We start from the raw sequence: 16489 nt of genomic DNA on the forward strand, positions 1-16489 counted from the left end.
TGAGCCATATCAATAGGGCGAAGAAAAAACTCAAATTAATTAACAAGCTGTTTGCGAGGGGTTTCAAGCGAGAGAAAGGGAGGAGGGGGGAATATTCCTCAAAGTTGGTGGTAAACGCCTGGTTGGGTGGGTGTAGTACCCCATTTTTGGAGAGAGTAGCGGCCCTGTTTAACCGATCGTTTTTAGTAGGGGCTACTTGTCCCTGAGGCAAGGTGGATTCAACGGGGCGAGAGGGCCGCTTCTAACTGTGGTTTCAACCGGTCGAAGCAACACGCTGAATTCTGTTTAATAGACGAGTGAGTTTTCGGCACCGCACATTACCCGCGGAGAAACATCGATGCCGAGAATCACGTAACCGCTACTCAAGCAGCTGATCTATCAACACCGCATTGGTGTAGATCAAACTGCCGTCACTCGCCCGGTGTCCAACCAGATGGAACTGTCCGCGTTCGTGGTGCAAATAGACACGCATCTGACAGTCGGACAAGGGGGCGTATCCCTCGGGCATGATCAGATCCATCGAGTCCATATCGACATCGACCATGGCTTCCGGCTCGTGGGTCTTCTGCAAGCGCTCTTCGGCCTGCTCCAGACGGAGGTGCAGAGGGCCGTCGACGTAGAAATGAACCTCCCCCATCGGGGTGGACTTTTGGGCGCCGCTGGTTTTGCACCAACCTTCGATCGTCAGGGCACTCATGACGAAACCTCCCATGTGGATTGCTGGAATCTGTAGCTATCGTTCCTGCTCGATGCCATCACTTATGTTGGATGACTGCACAAGGGCAGGGTTCGATTTTTGGCGCCGCTTCTGGCCGACCCTGCTGTCCGTCATCAGACATTCAGTATAGCCGGTCGCCGGGCCTCGCTTGCCAACCTCACGTACAACCCGATGGGCTCTATACTTCTTACTGACTTTGCCGCCCGGATGGGTGGTATTTGTCTGCCCTGCTTGGACGTCAGAGGCGATGCTTTTGCATAACCAATGAACAACAGGAATAGGATGAAGAGGAAATGGCAATAGCAATTGTCCTGATACTAATCGTTATTGCATCAGTGCTATTCCACATACTGGCGCCTTGGCACGCGACACCGGCAGCTTCCAACTGGGGTTCCATAGACACCACCCTGTTCATCACCCTGATCATTAGCGGAATATTTTTCATTGCCATCACGGTATTCATGGCAGTAGCGGTGATGCGGTATCGTCACAAGGAGGGTGTCAGGGCGGCCTACCAGCCAGAAAATAAAAAGCTGGAACTGTGGCTAATTATCATAACGTCGGTCGGTATTGCCGGGATGTTGGCGCCAGGCCTTGTTGTCTACAACGATTTCATCCGGGTGCCGAAAGAGGCTTACGAACTTGAAGTGGTCGCCCAGCAGTGGCAGTGGGCCTTTCGTTTTCCCGGCCAGGACGCAAAGCTGGGCAAATCGGATATCAGGTTTATTGATGCCGCCAATCCTTTCGGCCTTGATCCCAAGGATCCTGCAGGGCAAGACGATGTGCTTGTAATGAATAATGAAGTTCGCCTTCCGCTCGACCGGCCGGTAAAAGTCTTGTTGCGCGCTAAAGATGTCCTGCACGATTTCTATGTACCGCAAATTCGCAGCAAGATGGATATGGTGCCAGGAATGGTGTCGTACTTTTGGTTTACGCCAACTAAAACCGGAAAATACGAAGTCCTTTGCGCTGAATTTTGTGGCGTAGGTCATTACAACATGCGCGGCCATATGATCGTGGAAGAGCAGGGCGTCTTCGATCAATGGCTCAACGGCCAGCCGACTTTTGCGCAGACATTGACGACAACTGCCAAACCCGGTCGCGACAACGTGTTGGAAAAAGGCCGCCAGTTGGTCGAGCAGCTCGGCTGCAAGGCCTGCCATAGCCAGGATGGCAGCGCCAGTCTCGGCCCGGGATGGAAGGGGCTGTACGGCCGCACTGAACAGTTTGCCGATGGCACCAGTGCGGTGGTCGACGAGGCCTACCTGAAAGAGTCGATTCTCGATCCGAAGGCCCGGCTGGTACAGGGCTACCCGCCGGTGATGGTGGCCTATACTCTCAAAGACGATGAACTGGGCGCTGTCATCGCCCTGATCAAATCACTGGGTGCTGCGGGGCAAGACGATGAACCTTCGACCGGCGAAGCGTCGAGCCCGGGTGAAGACCTGGTGGCGCAGGGGCAGCGACTGGCCGGCTCGCTCGGCTGTCTGGCCTGCCACAGTGTCGATGGCAACAAGGGCGTCGGCCCCAGCTGGCAGGGCCTGTATGGCAAGACGCAAACCCTTGCCGACGATACGAGCGTAAAGGTCGACGAGGGCTATATCAAAGAATCGGTTCTGCATCCCAATGCCAAAATCGTCAAGGGCTATGCAGCCGTCATGCCGACCCTGGCTCCGAGTGACGAGGAGCTCAATGCACTGATCGCTTTTATCAAATCCAAAGCGAATGCTGACGCTGATGCGAGCAAGGCGGAGCCAGGGAAGTAGCCGTAAAACAGCCAGGAATGCACTGAAACTTCGGCAGGAGGATGACGTGATGGCCTATGCGGAGCAAGCCGAGACAGAAGCACTGCACGAGCCCAAGAGTTTCCTGACCAAATATATCTGGAGTCAGGACCACAAGGTCATAGCCATTCAATATTCCTTGACGGCCATCTTCGTGGGTCTTATCGCTCTGGTGTTGTCCAGCTTGATGCGCATGCAGATAGGTTTCCCCGGCAGTTTAGCGTTCATGGACGCCAGTACTTACTATCAGGCGATGACCATGCACGGCATGATCATGGTCATTTACTTGCTCACAGCCTTGTTTCTGGGTGGTTTCGGCAACTATCTGATCCCGCTGATGGTGGGCGCCCGGGACATGGTCTTCCCCTATGTCAACATGCTCAGCTACTGGTTCTACCTGGTGGCGGTACTGGTGTTGCTCAGCAGTTTTTTTGTCCCTGGCGGCCCCACAGGTTCGGGCTGGACGCTCTATCCGCCACAGTCCATTACCCAGGGGACACCGGGGGTCGAGTGGGGCATTGTCCTGATGCTCGTCTCACTGGCGATTTTTATTGTCGCCGCCACCATGGGCGGGTTGAACTACGTCACCACGGTGTTGCAGGCGCGCACGCACGGCATGACCTTGTTTCGCATGCCGCTCTCGGTATGGGGCATCTTCATGGCCTCGATCATGGCCTTGCTGGCCTTCCCGGCGTTGTTTGTCAGTGCGGTCATGATGCTGTTCGACAAGCTGTTGGGCACCAGCTTCTTCATGCCAGCGATGATCTCGCTGGGGCAGCAGCTCGATCACCAGGGTGGCAGCCCGATATTGTTCCAGCACCTGTTCTGGTTCTTCGGTCACCCGGAGGTCTACATCGTCGCTCTCCCTGCGTTTGGTCTGGTCTCCGACTTGATCAGTACCCATGCGCGTAAAAATATCTTCGGCTACCGAATGATGGTGTGGGCCATTATTGCGATTGGCGTACTCAGTTTTGTGGTCTGGGCGCACCACATGTATGTCAGTGGAATGAACCCGTACTTTGGCTTTTTCTTCGCCGTCACTACTTTGATTATCGCGGTGCCGACGGCGCTGAAAGTCTATAACTGGGTACTGACCCTGTGGCGCGGCGACATCCATCTGACCGTCCCGATGCTGTTTGCCCTGGCCTTTATCGTCACCTTCCTGGTCGGCGGTCTGACCGGGTTGTTTCTCGGCAATGTGATCGTGGACATCCCGCTCTCGGACACCTATTTCGTCGTGGCCCATTTTCATATGGTCATGGGGGTAGCCCCGGTACTGGTGGTGTTCGGCGGCATTTATCACTGGTACCCGAAAGTCACCGGGCGCCTGTTGAACGACACCCTGGGCAAGTTGCATTTCTGGATAACCTTTCTGGGCACCTACGCCATTTTCTTCCCCATGCACTACTTGGGTTTCCAGGGCATGCCACGTCGCTACTACGCCTATGAAAACTACGCGTTCATCCCGCAGTCCGCGCAAGACTTGAATGCCTTCATTACGGTGGTCGCATTGACTGTCGGCGTTTCCCAGTTGCTGTTCCTGTTCAACCTGGCCTGGAGTGCATTCAAGGGCAAGCCCGCAGGCAGTAATCCCTGGGGTGCGGCCAGTCTGGAATGGCAAACGCCGGACACCCCGCCGAAACACGGTAACTGGGGCGCGAAGTTGCCGGTCGTGCATCGCTGGGCCTATGACTACAGTGTGCCGGGCATAGAGCAGGATTTCGTGCCGCAAACGGTCTCCGCCGAGGAGCTGGAGCAGATGCGGCAACTCAGTGCCGGAACCAAGGCGGACATCAAGACATGAACAGGCTGCTATTGAGAAACGCCGACGGCGCTGATCCCGGCGGTAGCTGGAGTCGCGACCCTGAGGGTATTCCGGCCGCCGAGGATGCCGATAGAAGGCAAACCGCAAGGGTAGGCCTGCGCTTGTTTCTGGTGGTGGTGAGTTCGTTATTCTTCCTCTTCCTGATCGCCTTTATTGCCCGTTCTCAAATGGCCGACTGGCTACCCCTGACAGAGCCTTTGGCGCCGTTAGACAATCTCCGGCCGCTCTGGCTGAATTCGGCTTTTCTGGTATTGAGTTGCATCGCACTGCAATGGTCGCGTATGGCCGCCCGAAAGGCTCGGCTGGGCGCAACGGTCATTGGTTTTGCATTGGGGGGTGTGTTTGCCATTGCCTTTCTGGCGGGGCAACTCTGGGTCTGGCAGCAGTTTGTCGCCTGGGGCTACTTTGTCGCCAGCAATCCGGCCAACAGTTTCTTCTACCTGTTGACCGGCCTGCATGGGCTCCACCTGCTGGGCGGGCTGATCGCCTGGTGCTGGATCGTCGCCAGATTTCTGCGTCATGTGCCACTGGCGCAGCTTGGTGCCAGCGTAGAGCTCTGTGCCATCTATTGGCATTACTTGCTGGGCCTTTGGTTCGTGCTTTTCGCGCTGCTGGCCAGCACGCCGCAAACCTATGAAGCCATCGCCAGATTCTGCGGCCTGAGGTGAACAGTCATGGCATTGCACCCACAAGCCCAAGTCGAATCCAGTTCATCCAATCCACCAGGTTCGCCGCCTGCACCGGGATGGCAGGGCATCGCCAGCGATTGGTCCTCGGATAAAGAGGCCTTCAAGCAGGTGCCTTGGGGCAAGGCGATGATGTGGATATTCCTGCTCAGCGACACGTTTATATTCACCTGTTTTCTGACCGGATACATGTCGGTACGCATGACCATCACCAGCGCCTGGCCGAACCCCAGTGAAGTATTCGCATTGACGATCGGCGGCAAGGAAATCCCGCTTATTCTGATCGCCATCATGACCTTTGTGCTGATCAGTAGCAGCGGCACCATGGCCATGGCCGTCAATTTCGCCTATCGCCGTAATCGCGCGAAAACCGCGGCCCTGATGCTGGCGACCGCTGCCTTGGGTGTGACTTTCGTCAGCATGCAGGCATTTGAATGGAGCAAGCTCATCGCAGAAGGGGTGCGTCCCTGGGGGAACCCCATGGGAGCGGCGCAATTTGGCGCCAGCTTTTTCATGATTACCGGTTTTCACGGACTGCATGTATCAATCGGCGCCCTCTACCTCAGCATTGTGGCGCTGAAGGTATGGCGCGGAGATTATGAGCGCTCCGGCAACTATCAGAACGTCGAGATAGCCGGGCTTTACTGGCACTTCGTGGATCTGGTGTGGGTATTTATTTTTGCATTCTTCTATTTATGGTAGAGGAGCACGGGTGATGGCACATGCTCAGGGTCAGCAACATCCAATCAGTTTGTACCTTAAAATCTGGGGACTGTTATTCGTCCTCAGCACGCTGTCGTACCTTGTCGACTATTTCCACTTTCATGGCTACCTTCGGTGGTCCCTGATCATCACGTTCATGTTGTTGAAGGCAGGTTTGATTGTCTCCATCTTCATGCATATGGCATGGGAGCGCCTGGCATTGGTCTACGCCATATTGGTGCCACCGTTGTGTTTACTGGTGCTTATCGGGCTGATGGCCTCCGAGGCAGACTATATTTTCCTCAGCAGGGGCATTTTCTTTGGCCAGTAGGCAAGCAGCTTTCGGATGGCCTTGAGTCCCCAGGCGCTAACCCGATATCACTCGCTTGAACTGATGCCATTTGTGCTGCCAGGCCACTGTCCAGTGGGGGGCTGCCGTTCCCGTGCCGGCGATCTTCAGCTTCGGATGCTGTTTGATGACCTGGTCCAGTACCGATTCCTGATTCGGTTCAACATCCACGAAGAAGATATGTTTCCCTTCTTTTACTGCCTGTTTGAAATTGCGGAAGTGAGTGTTCGGCACCTGGAACCCAAAAAAACCGCCTTCCCAGATGCAGAAGCCCAATACAACAATGGCAAGGAAGATAAAGGGCATCCAGCCTGCGGCGGATTCGGTCCAGCCCATCCAATAGGCGCCACCCAGGACCAGCGCTGCGAGTGGCACGCCGATCACCGCACCAATCTCACCAGAGTGAACAGCATCCTGTTCCATCAGCGAGCTGATCTCGTGGAGGTGATGTTCTTCTACATCAGCAACTTTTTCACTGAGCACATGAATCTGTTCGGAATTGATGCCGCTGGCTTCCAATTCATATTCAACGTTTTCAAGATCGTTGAGATTGTCACTGATGTAATAGTGTCGGTTCATGCCACACCTCCCATCTCGGGTTTGCTGCAGACCTCCTCTGTCCGGCAGCACTTGGCAGCTGTACTGTGGGGAACGTTGCACACCCGGTGCAATTTGAAAAAAGTATAGCACTCACCATCCTGCGGACCGGTCACTGGCTGATCTGCACAATGACCGGACCTTCCGTCACGATCGGCGGGTTCGCGCGGATATTCGATGCATTTTTCTGAATCCAGTCACGCGCGACTTTCAGGCTTGCATCGCTGCCGGCCTTGTCCGTGCAAACAGTCACCGCTGTACCACCATCACCCGTATTCAACAGTGTGTAGCTGACGAGGCCAGGCACTGTCCGCAGGGTCGCTTCGACGTCGGCATTGCGCTCTTCCAACAACTCGAAAAGCTGCTTTGCTCCAGTACCCAGGTAGGTTCTTATAACCGCATACATAGTCGTCTCCCTTGGGAGTGTCGCCTTGATGCCAATCCAGATCCGTTGATGGCCGCTATTACTCAAGGCTTCAGCTCGCCTTGATTTATTAAGCTTAGCCAAACGTCGGCGACAATCGTAATGCAACGACCACCGGCCATTTTTGCCGTCGTGAATAGCGATGGCAAATTAGTGGCTATGCTTGGTCAGGTACCTGTACGCGTTGGAGGGGAACACCGTCCAGCAGGCTCGTGAAAACGTGATCATCTCGCTTCAGGCGTTATCACAATTTGCCCTTGTGCCACGGAGTCGTCACTAATATGAAAAAAAAAGAAGCTAAAGCCAAAATAAAAGACCTGATCTCGTCCGGAGTACCTAAGTCGGAAGTATTCACTCGGCTCTCAGGACAAGGGATCAAGGACAGTCTGCTTGCTCGCTTGATCGCTTCAACTGCTGACCCCTACCTCTGTGATATACATGATCGCAAGGTTAATGCCGTTATTACGCTAATGTTTATCCAGGCAGCATTAGCTGTTCTAATCGGCTTTGGTATAGGTTCAACTATTGGACCTAACGCTAGATGGATAATTGGCGGTTTGAGCGCACTTGTCCCGCTCTTGTTTGCCTGGGGCTTCTACAATCACTTGGCAGGAGCTTACAATGCTTACATTGTTCTATCCATGGGCTCGGCAGCGAAGCAGTTTGAAGGGTTGATCTCAGGCTCCATCCCAATGTTTGTCGGCTCGGTTATAGGTATCGGAATGTTTGCTTTTGTATACTACGTTCGCCAGAAGATATTTCCAGATTTGGCTTTTTTTTCACCAAGAAAAGTCAGGGGGCAATATGTGTTTTCTAATTGAAGAAGCGATTGAAGTAAGTCGCTTGAATAGTGCGAAATAAATAATGGGGGTGCTTGAGTGGAGGCGCGGGGCCAGATCTGTTTTTCACGTTAACCTGAACAGTGGTGGCTCCAGACTCGCTGCGGGAAAATGAGGGATTGAAATGCAATGGCCGAAAGGAGGTTTTGAGCAGATCAGGTTGACCTTCGGTGTCTTCGGAGTGGCCATATTGATTTTGCTCATTATTATTGATTCCTATGGCTACCGTGGAGCCGACATTGAGTTCATGCGTGGCAGGGCAGTTCATTTCAGCGGTAGTAAAGTGTCCGTAATCACAGTTCGAGATTCGGAGACCGGCCGATATAAACAGCTTGATTATCGATTAACCCGCGCACCCGGATTGTTCAGGGAGGCAAAAGGTAAAGAGATTGAGTTGTCTTTCATAAATGGCAGCTTGCTGGACTGCAGCGTCGATGGCGTGAAGCTTTGCTCTGCTCGATGTTCTTCAGGAGGTGAGTGCGAAGAATTATATGAATCCAGGGAAAGCAGAAAGGCTCGTTTTCTCGTATTCATGTTTTTTTCGTTCTCGGCATTTGCTCATCTGATGCTCATGTGGAAAAGATGGAAGCTCAGGAACTGCCGCGGAACTATTTAACCAATCTGTTGCATCGGTTGAATCCACGGCCGATTGCTGCCTGCTACGAGGCGCAGCTATCGGCCCAAGATCCAAAACGCGATCAGCACAACGACTTCTGGTAATAGAACCGGGTATGTCCCGGTGGATAATCTGCCAGGCGGCCGAATTCGGAGTAACCAAGTTTTCGATAAACCCGGGTGCCTGAAAGCTGAAAGTCTCCAGCCAGATACCAATACAGTGCTTTTTCTGCGCGACTTCTTCAGCCATGCGCATTAGCCGTTCTCCGATACCCTGGCCACGCATCGACTCGGGAACGCTGACAAGATCGATGAGCAGCCATCGATAAGAGACCTTGCCGTACAGTCCGCCAATGACTTCGTTACTGTCTGGGTCTCGTAGCAACAGAGCAAATGTTTCATGTGCGTCGTCTCCACCGTTGACCTGGTTATGGGCCAGCAACGGGGTCAAAATTCCCAGCCGCTCTGCTTCAGTAGCATTTTCAGAAAGTTGGATTTTTACAGACATGGTGCTCTCCCTGAGCGGTGAGTAACCGGGTCAACAAGGTATCCCAGTCCAGTCACCCCATGGTGGATCAGTGAATACATCAAGTTGTCGGTTTTTTCAGATGGCCTGAATAGCCGCTTTTGGCCGTGTATTCAACCTGTCGAGCTTCTGCTGCGCGTCATGTGTATGAGGGCCGAACGGCCGTTTCCCAAAGAAGGTCGCTCCTCAATGGCATAAAGCACAAATCCAAGCTTGGGGTATAGCAGCAGCCCTGCCGTGTTTTCGTTGAAACAGGAAATCTGCACCTCGTTGGCTCCGTAACGCTCGAATGCCAAGGCGGTCATCGTCTCTATGATAAACGTGGCCACTCCTTCGCCCCGAGCGCTCGGTGAGACGATGACATTGCCGATACAGCAAACGCCATTGCGTTCAGCTCGATAGAAATTGGCAAACCCAACGACAGTCCCATTGATCTCCACGACGGTAGAGTCGAAGCGTTGGGAGATCGCGGTAATCAACTGCGTTTCCGTTAGCGGGAAGTGCGCTTTCGGAAACATGAAAAACAACTCTTGAGCGTTCTGAGGAAAGCCGCAGATCATTTTTACGTCGCTAGCCTTCACTGGCCTGTGGTTCAGTTTCATTGCTCGTCTCTAAGCTCCATGAGTCAGTACTTTAGCTGAGTCCCAAGGCTAGCGCAGGGTGACGGAAAGCAATGATGTGTCCGCCAATGGTCGATTGAAGCTGACATGAAGGGCGGTTGACGCCCCATGGCGGACAGTCCATCCGGACACTAGAGTCCGGTGTTGGATTGATGAGCCGCCCAGTGTTTCATCTCTTCTGCAATGAAGTGGTTCACCAGGTCACTGTACATCCTCTCGATTGCATCCGGGCTCAGGCCCTCAGCTTCGGCCCACTCGCGTCTTGTCGCCAACATGGCCTTGAAACGCTCCGGAGCACGCACCGAAGTCACTGAGGTCTTGTACTTCGAGGCAGCCAGTACGTAGTGAAAACGCTTGCCCAACAGTTTGATAACAACCTGATCAAGGGCATCGATTTCACGTCGAATATCCTCCATTCCTGCACACTCTTCGGGCTGCAACTGATTGATGACGTCCATGTAGGTGACTCCGTTTACTGAAAAAATCGTGGGCCTTCGCAAGAAGTATCGGGGTTGGCTAAGGCGGATCGGCGAACTCTTTAGACTGCGTTAATCGATAGGGCAGTGGGCGAGGGTGACGGTGTTTGAGTGACCGCTGATAGTTGCCTGTCACGAATTTTTTCATCGAGACAATCAGGACTCGCTGAATTTTCGGCCAGAAAACCGGATTAATCGCTTACTCAAGAGCCCTGCAAACAAGCGTCGGCTGAAGCATTGCCAGTTGCTCACGAATTGCATGTTCATCGGCAGGAACAAGACAGTACGCGAGCCCGATTCGACTGATCAGCGCGATGATGTTCTCAAGCGACGCGACAGACCCGTTGCTGCGTTCGACATAACGACGATAGGGCTCTTCCAGCAAATCACGCCACATCGGTGCGATGTTTTCGAGGATGTAGGTGAACACCTCCAGGGTTGAGTTCTTCGTCAGGTAGCTATGGTGGAAGCCGCCGTTATGACGATCCAGGTAGCGTACGGAGAAACACACGCACTCTGTGAGATAAGCCTCGAAGTCATCTTCGAACTCATTCAGGGAGCGTTGCATTTCCTCAAAAAAGGCAGCGTTCTCTGCACTGACGACAGCCTGAATCAGCTCCTTCTTGGAACCAAAATACCGGTACAGGGTGCGTCGCGAGATGTTGGCACCGCGGGCCACGTCATCGATCGAGAAACCTTCGGCGCCCTCGGCAATCATCGCGTCGAGGGCGGCACGCAGGATCAGCGACCGGCCATCACTGGCGTTTTCCATCCTGCTGGCATCACCCCAGCGTAATTGTCGACTCATTTGCACCTTCACACGCTCGGGGGGCGGGGCGGGCATTCGTGCCCGGCCCTTGGGAAAAGCAATTGAGCCCGATTTTCACATGGCATGGCACAAAAAGCCATTTCGTGCCAATCTCTGGCACAGATAATAAAAAGTGTGACATAGGGTTGACCATTTAACAGGAGGTATAGCCATGACCAGAAGTCAGCAGGACTCGAACCGGGACGACGAGTTTGATGTGGTGATTGTCGGTTCGGGCGCCGGGGCCTTGACTGCAGCACTGCGAGCGCACGACAACGGCTTGTCGGTACTCGCGATTGAAAAGAGCGATGTCTATGGCGGTACCACGGCGGTATCCGGGGGAGGGATCTGGATTCCGTGTAACGACCAGATTGCCGCACTGGGGGGCAGCGATTCATACGACGAAGCGATCAGCTATCTGCGCGAGGTGGTTGGCGAAGATTTTGATCAGCAGCGCATCGACGCCTATCTCGAAAATGGCCCGAAAATGGTTGAGTACCTGGCACGTCAGGCGCGCACGAATTTTCGCGCAGTGCCACGCTACCCCGACTACTACCCGGACCGTAAAGGTGGCAAGCCCGGCTACCGCACCATGGAGCCGGCCCCGTTCGACGGGGCACGCCTGGGTGAACACTTCGAGCTGTTGCGGGCGGCTTCGCCGGCGACCCTGATTGGCGGGCGTATCGCCATGACCCAGGTCGAGGCCCACACCATCCTTGCCAAGGAGCGCGGCTGGCTGCTGCTGACCGCCGGGCTGGCGTTGCGCTACCTGAGTGATTTTCGCTGGCGTCGCCGCAGCCGGCGAGATCGCCGCCTGACCCTAGGTAACGCCTTGGTGGCGAGCCTGCGCGCAGCCTTGGCCGAGCGAGGCATTCCCTTGTGGCTGCAAACCTCGATGCAATCATTGCAACTGGATGAGGGCCGGGTGGTTGGCATCGATGTGCTGCGCGAGGGGCGCACTCAACGCCTGCGGGCGCGGCACGGTGTGGTGCTTGCCTGCGGCGGTTTCGAGTCGAACCAGGCGATGCGCGAACTGTATCTGCCCCGGCCCACGCAGGCCCAATGGACGGCGGCGCCGCCGATAAACCATGGCGACGGCATTCGCGCCGGGCTGGAGGCCGGCGGTGCGGTGGCGCTGATGGAACACACCTGGGGCGCTCCGACAGTGAAGGTGCCAGGGGAGTCGAGCCAGCGCGCCCTGTTCGTTGAGCGTGCGGCGCCCCGTTGCGTGATGGTCAATCGACTGGGCCAGCGCTTCGTCAATGAAGCCGCGCCCTACACGGACATCATCTATGCGATGTATGCCGACCATCAGCGCACCCAGGCCAATGCACCGGCCTGGCTGGTATTCGATGCCGAGTACCGCAAGCGCTATCCCTGCGGTGTGTTGCTGCCGGGCAGTGTGCAGCCGGACAGCAAGATCCCCGCCGGCTGGCTCGACAATGTGATCTACCGCGCCGAAACACCGGCCGAGCTGGCAACCAAGATCGGCGTCGACGTCGCCGGGCTCGAAGCTACCCTCGTGCAGATGAACCGATACGCCGCCGCTGGCGTTGATCCGCAGTTCGGCAAGGGTGGCAACCTGTTCGACCGCTACTACGGTGACACCACCTGCAAACCCAACCCCTGCCTTGGCCCGATCGATCGCGCGCCGTTCTATGCCTTGCGCATCGATCCGGGCGAGTTGGGTACCAAAGGCGGACTGCGCACCGACGCCTGCGCGCGCGTGCTGCGCCCGGACGGCTCGGCCATTGCCGGTTGCTATGCGGTGGGCAACACCTCGGCTGCGCTGATGGGCAAGACCTATCCCGGCCCCGGTTCGACCATTGGCCCGGCGATGACCTTCGCCTTCATCGCTGCCGATCACATCGCCGCCGAATCGGCATCAGCCACCAACAGGACTCAACAATGAACCATGTGATGAAACAGGTACGACTCCACGGCCCTCGAGACCTGCGGATGGACGAAGTCCCTTTACCATCCCCGGGTGAGACAGATGTGCTGATCGAAGTCGCCGCGTGCGGTGTTTGCGGGAGTGACCTGGGCTTCTATGAGAGCGGGGGCATTCGCCGCGATGGGGCACCGATGCCATTGGGGCATGAGTTCTCCGGGGTCATCCGCGAGGTGGGCACGGCAGTCGTCCACTACCGGCCCGGCATGCGGGTAGTGGTCAATCCCATGGCCAACGGCGCGATGATCGGCGTGGGTAGCGATGAGGGGGCGCTGGCGAACCTGGTCCGGGTGCGCAACGTAAACAGCGGCCCGATTCTGCATCAACTGCCCGCGAACCTTCCCCTGGAGGTGGCCGCCCTTGTCGAGCCGCTGGCGGTGGCCTTGCACGCGGTCAATCGCTCACGGGTGACGGCCGGTGAGTCTGTCCTGGTCCTTGGTGCCGGGGCCATTGGCCTGGGAATCGTCGCGTGCCTGAAGGCCCGGGGCATCAGCCAGATCGCTGTGGCTGACCTGTCTGCCGGGCGCCTGGAGATTGCTGCCGGGCTGGGGGCGAACCTGACGCTCGATCCGACACGAGACGACCTGTGGAGCGAACTCGCACGGGCCCATGGCAGCGTGCCGACTTTCCTGGGGACGCAAGCGCCCGCGACCCAGGTGATCTTCGAGTGTTCAGGGGTGAGCAGCGTGCTGCACGAGGCCATCGCCAGGGCCCGGGATGCCGCCCGCATCACCGTGGCAAGTGTCTACAAGCAACCGCAGGCTTTTGACTTCTCGATCCTGCAGGTCAAGGAACTCGAACTGATCGGCACCCTGTGTTATCCGACGGAGTTCGCGCAGGCACTGGAGCTGCTGGCATCCGGCGCATTCGACCCGGAATCCATGATCAGCCACCGTTTCTCGCTCGATGACGTCGCGCAGGCTTATAAAACGGCGGCTGACCCACAGCGGTCGGCCAAAGTCATCATCAAGCCCTGAACCATCGCACGGCCGGCAATGCCGGCCGTGCTGTTTATCAGAGGTGCCGGGCCGGGCCTGCGGGTGCAGTGGCCGCCGCATAGATCTCGGAAATGGAGGGATTGCGTCGAAGCGTCTGTCCGCCGCTGACATGAATGACCTGACCGGTCACGAAGCTGGACTCGTTGCTGGCCAGCCAGAGTGCCGCATCGGCCACGTCGGCGGAAACACCACTGCGCCCGAGGGGGATTTCGCGGTGATAGAGGGCAGCGATAGACGGGCTCAGCAGTCCGCCACCCGACATCGGCGCATCGGCAACACCACCGGGGGCAATGGAGTTGGCCCGGATCCCGTGCTGACCGAATTCGTGAGCGATGCAACGGATGACGTGGTCGATGCCGGCCTTGGTGCCCATGTACGCGGCGTGGTTGTCGAACATGATACTGGCCGTGACCGACGAGATCTGGATGATTGATCCCCCCGTCGGCATATGACGCAGCAGTGCCTGAAAGTACTGGAACGGGCCGGTGAATTGCACCGCGTTCATTTTCTCCAGGTCTTCGCGGCTGTGTTCCAGGAACGGCTTCAAGAGCCCCCAGCCCGTGGCATTGACGCCGATGTCCAGGCCGTTCAGGCACTGCTTGCTCTGCGCCACCAGATCGTCGACCTCGGCCTGCGAGGTGATATCGCACGCCAGCCAAGGCACCCCGAGTGACTGTGCAACCGCCGCCACTGCATCGGCGCGGCGCCCTGAAACCAGCACGCGCGCCCCTTGTTCGACATAACGTCGAGCCACGGCTTCGCCGACGTTGCCAGGTGCCACACCCAGCACCAATGCCGCCTTACCTTCAAGTCGTTTCGACATGCTGTCCCTTACGCCCCCACATCAAAAATGTGAACCGGATCCGTGCCATCCCAGTGCCTGGCGGCTTCAATGCCCTGCTGGATCAACTCGCGCATCCCGATCCCATGGATGATTTCGTAAAGCACTCCAGGCTCCGAATGGTTTTCCAGATAGGCCACGCGGGTCGTCGGGTTGCTGGCTTCAAAAACAATTTGCAACCCGGTCGCAGTCAATCGCACAAGGGTCTGGTCGAAGTCATCGACGACCCAGGCGACATGGTGCATGCCCCGGATTGGAAGGCCTTCAGCATCTCGATAGGGCGACTTCGCATCGTTGGTCACCTGGATCAGCTCGATCTGGATATCCCCTTGATAAGCAAGCCCGACATCGATCGTGACAGTGACCGGTTCACCTCGATACTTGCCTTGGAGGCTGACGTTGCGAAAGAGCGTCCAGGGCCCGACACCGAGATGCTGTCGCCAGCGTTCCATGCTTTGTTCCAGGCTCTCGACCAGATAACCGATCTGACTGATCGGACCAAGCAATGCACTGCTCATGACGCCTCCTTGGGAGTGATGTCATTGGGAAAAGGCTACTGACGAAGGTTCAGCCCGGGGTTGGGCTCTGTGACGCCAGTGGTGGTTATGGCACAAAAATCAAATTGTGCGCCAAGCATAATGGCACAAAATTGTTTATGTGTGTCACGCCGATCAAGGGAGTCGGGTGAGCCTTTCGCCGACGTCTCGCTGGAGGACGGAATGATTTGCCATGCAAACAACAGCCCTGCTCGTGGGCGCGAATGAGTTGGCTATGTTGTTCGCGGGGAACCGAAATCGCGATTGCACTCTCGATTTGGCGTAGGCCCCGGCAGTGGACAGACATTCGAGACGAGCTTGATAGACGGCGCTCGGAGAGAAAGGCTTGAGCCATAGCTCGTGTAGCGGAAGTCCGCTTCTGGCCGATTTATGCCTGTCGCGACGGGCTGAAACCGACCCAATATAGATAGTCCGTCCCAATCTGGATGGCGGTGGGCTTGCTTGTTTTCGACGGTGGCCGCTATTTGTGGCACACGCGGCGGTTAGCAGGTAGACAAAATGTGGCGAGGATAAGGCAGATTTAAGGGCATCCCCTGGCTCCTTCATCGAGTATCTGCGTTGAAATCCAGCACCCGCGTGACACCGCCAAAGTGACGCGATCTCGTGCCTAATGGATCAGCAACGGCTCTCAGCCTTCGGGGCAGGTAGCCAGAGGCCAACCGATGCGCGCTGCACGGAGAAGGCTGGCCTTAACAACCAAGCGGTGAAATGGGGCAATAACGAATATGTAGGCCCGGCCTAGACGGTTGTGGCACTGGACCACGGTTGAAAAAACGAGTTGGCGACTGCCTTCTGGCTCTGCCTCTCCAGAACATAGGATCGAAATCCGGAAGTCGAGGTGCTTGTCGTCCTCTCCCAACACGACTTCAGTCTGGTTCGAGCTGTAGACCTTGAAGATTTGAATCCGATTCGCAAGCGTTGCCAAATGTTTGGCTGTCTTGAGACCAAAACAGGCAACGATAGTGTCTCGGACTTTCATGAGCCATCCGATCCAGGATGGCTGGTGGGAAAGGATGAATCGAGCTAGCAAATCTGGATTGCTGGAGGTGCCCGCCGGGAGCCGAATCGCAAAAGCGTCTGCTAGGTTCATCGACTTGTAAAGGTGGGTGATGCCGGACCTCGAGGGTACAGGCACGGACATAATGAGCTCAAATTCTCGGGGCATCGGGGATC

At 56.2% G+C, this 16489-nt stretch carries 18 protein-coding genes and 1 pseudogene; 9 read left to right on the forward strand and 10 right to left on the reverse strand.

The genetic code is table 11. From position 1 onward, the window contains the following. Window positions 1-358: 358 nt before the first annotated feature. Window positions 359-697 (reverse strand): hypothetical protein, encoded by a 339-nt coding sequence (locus KGB20_RS09145; protein WP_150813696.1) that lies wholly within the window; start codon window positions 695-697, stop codon window positions 359-361. Window positions 698-1011: 314 nt separating this feature from the next. Between KGB20_RS09145 and KGB20_RS09150 the strand changes: the two genes are divergently transcribed. Genes KGB20_RS09150 through KGB20_RS09170 form a run of 5 tightly spaced genes read left to right on the forward strand, consistent with a single transcriptional unit; the run spans window position 1012 to window position 6046 of the window. Further along, window positions 1012-2484 carry a cytochrome c oxidase subunit II gene (locus KGB20_RS09150; protein ID WP_154910526.1) on the forward strand — a complete coding sequence of 491 codons (1473 nt, stop codon included), beginning with the start codon at window positions 1012-1014 and terminating at the stop codon, window positions 2482-2484. Between the two features lie 49 nt (window positions 2485-2533). Next, entirely contained in the window at window positions 2534-4306 is a 1773-nt protein-coding gene (gene ctaD / locus KGB20_RS09155; RefSeq protein ID WP_154910602.1) for a cytochrome c oxidase subunit I, read from the forward strand. After that, window positions 4303-4995 carry a cytochrome c oxidase subunit 3 gene (locus tag KGB20_RS09160; RefSeq protein WP_150813694.1) on the forward strand — a complete coding sequence of 231 codons (693 nt, stop codon included), beginning with the start codon at window positions 4303-4305 and terminating at the stop codon, window positions 4993-4995. The genes ctaD and KGB20_RS09160 overlap by 4 nt, the downstream gene beginning before the upstream one ends. 6 nt (window positions 4996-5001) lie before the next feature. Then, window positions 5002-5715, forward strand: a complete 714-nt coding sequence (locus KGB20_RS09165; RefSeq protein ID WP_057715333.1) for a heme-copper oxidase subunit III family protein — start codon at window positions 5002-5004, stop codon at window positions 5713-5715. Window positions 5716-5728: 13 nt separating this feature from the next. Further along, on the forward strand, window positions 5729-6046 hold the full coding sequence (locus KGB20_RS09170) for a cytochrome C oxidase subunit IV family protein (RefSeq protein ID WP_057715332.1): 318 nt from the start codon (window positions 5729-5731) through the stop codon (window positions 6044-6046). Window positions 6047-6082: 36 nt separating this feature from the next. Here the strand turns inward: KGB20_RS09170 and KGB20_RS09175 are convergent, their stop codons facing one another. Next, the gene (locus tag KGB20_RS09175; protein WP_057715331.1) at window positions 6083-6643 is read right to left on the reverse strand and encodes a hypothetical protein; all 561 of its coding nucleotides are present in this window, start codon (window positions 6641-6643) and stop codon (window positions 6083-6085) included. Between the two features lie 130 nt (window positions 6644-6773). Beyond that, window positions 6774-7067 carry a hypothetical protein gene (locus KGB20_RS09180; protein ID WP_057715330.1) on the reverse strand — a complete coding sequence of 98 codons (294 nt, stop codon included), beginning with the start codon at window positions 7065-7067 and terminating at the stop codon, window positions 6774-6776. Window positions 7068-7366: 299 nt separating this feature from the next. On the opposite strand from KGB20_RS09180, the gene KGB20_RS09185 reads away from it, so the two are divergent. Both KGB20_RS09185 and KGB20_RS09190 read left to right on the forward strand, forming a co-directional pair. Continuing rightward, window positions 7367-7906 (forward strand): hypothetical protein, encoded by a 540-nt coding sequence (locus KGB20_RS09185; protein ID WP_090454863.1) that lies wholly within the window; start codon window positions 7367-7369, stop codon window positions 7904-7906. Between the two features lie 142 nt (window positions 7907-8048). Continuing rightward, complete coding sequence (locus KGB20_RS09190) at window positions 8049-8540, forward strand: hypothetical protein (protein WP_154910525.1); 492 nt, start codon at window positions 8049-8051, stop codon at window positions 8538-8540. Between the two features lie 82 nt (window positions 8541-8622). Here KGB20_RS09190 and KGB20_RS09195 read toward each other — a convergent pair. The 4 genes and pseudogenes from KGB20_RS09195 to KGB20_RS09210 form a co-directional block, all read right to left on the reverse strand. After that, window positions 8623-9047 (reverse strand): annotated as a pseudogene (locus KGB20_RS09195) (GNAT family N-acetyltransferase). Between the two features lie 131 nt (window positions 9048-9178). Next, window positions 9179-9667, reverse strand: coding sequence for a GNAT family N-acetyltransferase (locus tag KGB20_RS09200; protein ID WP_154910524.1), 489 nt, complete (start codon window positions 9665-9667; stop codon window positions 9179-9181). Between the two features lie 149 nt (window positions 9668-9816). After that, window positions 9817-10143, reverse strand: a complete 327-nt coding sequence (locus tag KGB20_RS09205) for an isochorismate lyase (protein ID WP_090454865.1) — start codon at window positions 10141-10143, stop codon at window positions 9817-9819. A gap of 217 nt (window positions 10144-10360) precedes the next feature. Beyond that, the gene (locus KGB20_RS09210) at window positions 10361-11005 is read right to left on the reverse strand and encodes a TetR/AcrR family transcriptional regulator (protein WP_154910523.1); all 645 of its coding nucleotides are present in this window, start codon (window positions 11003-11005) and stop codon (window positions 10361-10363) included. Between the two features lie 136 nt (window positions 11006-11141). Here KGB20_RS09210 and KGB20_RS09215 point away from each other — a divergent pair, with 136 nt between their 5' ends. Both KGB20_RS09215 and KGB20_RS09220 read left to right on the forward strand, forming a co-directional pair. Further along, window positions 11142-12881 carry an FAD-binding protein gene (locus KGB20_RS09215; RefSeq protein ID WP_154910522.1) on the forward strand — a complete coding sequence of 580 codons (1740 nt, stop codon included), beginning with the start codon at window positions 11142-11144 and terminating at the stop codon, window positions 12879-12881. Window positions 12882-12928: 47 nt separating this feature from the next. Next, window positions 12929-13897, forward strand: a complete 969-nt coding sequence (locus KGB20_RS09220) for a zinc-dependent alcohol dehydrogenase (RefSeq protein ID WP_191628330.1) — start codon at window positions 12929-12931, stop codon at window positions 13895-13897. Between the two features lie 37 nt (window positions 13898-13934). Here KGB20_RS09220 and KGB20_RS09225 read toward each other — a convergent pair whose 3' ends face one another. The 3 genes from KGB20_RS09225 to KGB20_RS09235 all read right to left on the reverse strand — a co-directional run bounded on the left by KGB20_RS09225 (window position 13935) and on the right by KGB20_RS09235 (window position 16481). Beyond that, window positions 13935-14741 (reverse strand): SDR family oxidoreductase, encoded by an 807-nt coding sequence (locus KGB20_RS09225; RefSeq protein ID WP_154862250.1) that lies wholly within the window; start codon window positions 14739-14741, stop codon window positions 13935-13937. 8 nt (window positions 14742-14749) lie between these two features. Continuing rightward, the gene (locus KGB20_RS09230; RefSeq protein ID WP_154910520.1) at window positions 14750-15277 is read right to left on the reverse strand and encodes a VOC family protein; all 528 of its coding nucleotides are present in this window, start codon (window positions 15275-15277) and stop codon (window positions 14750-14752) included. Window positions 15278-15944: 667 nt separating this feature from the next. Then, on the reverse strand, window positions 15945-16481 hold the full coding sequence (locus KGB20_RS09235; RefSeq protein ID WP_150813685.1) for a DUF2867 domain-containing protein: 537 nt from the start codon (window positions 16479-16481) through the stop codon (window positions 15945-15947). Between the last annotated feature and the right edge of the window lie 8 nt (window positions 16482-16489).

The sequence above is a fragment of the Pseudomonas sp. BF-R-30 genome (assembly GCF_019956175.1).
GTDB classification, from domain to species: domain Bacteria; phylum Pseudomonadota; class Gammaproteobacteria; order Pseudomonadales; family Pseudomonadaceae; genus Aquipseudomonas; species Aquipseudomonas jessenii.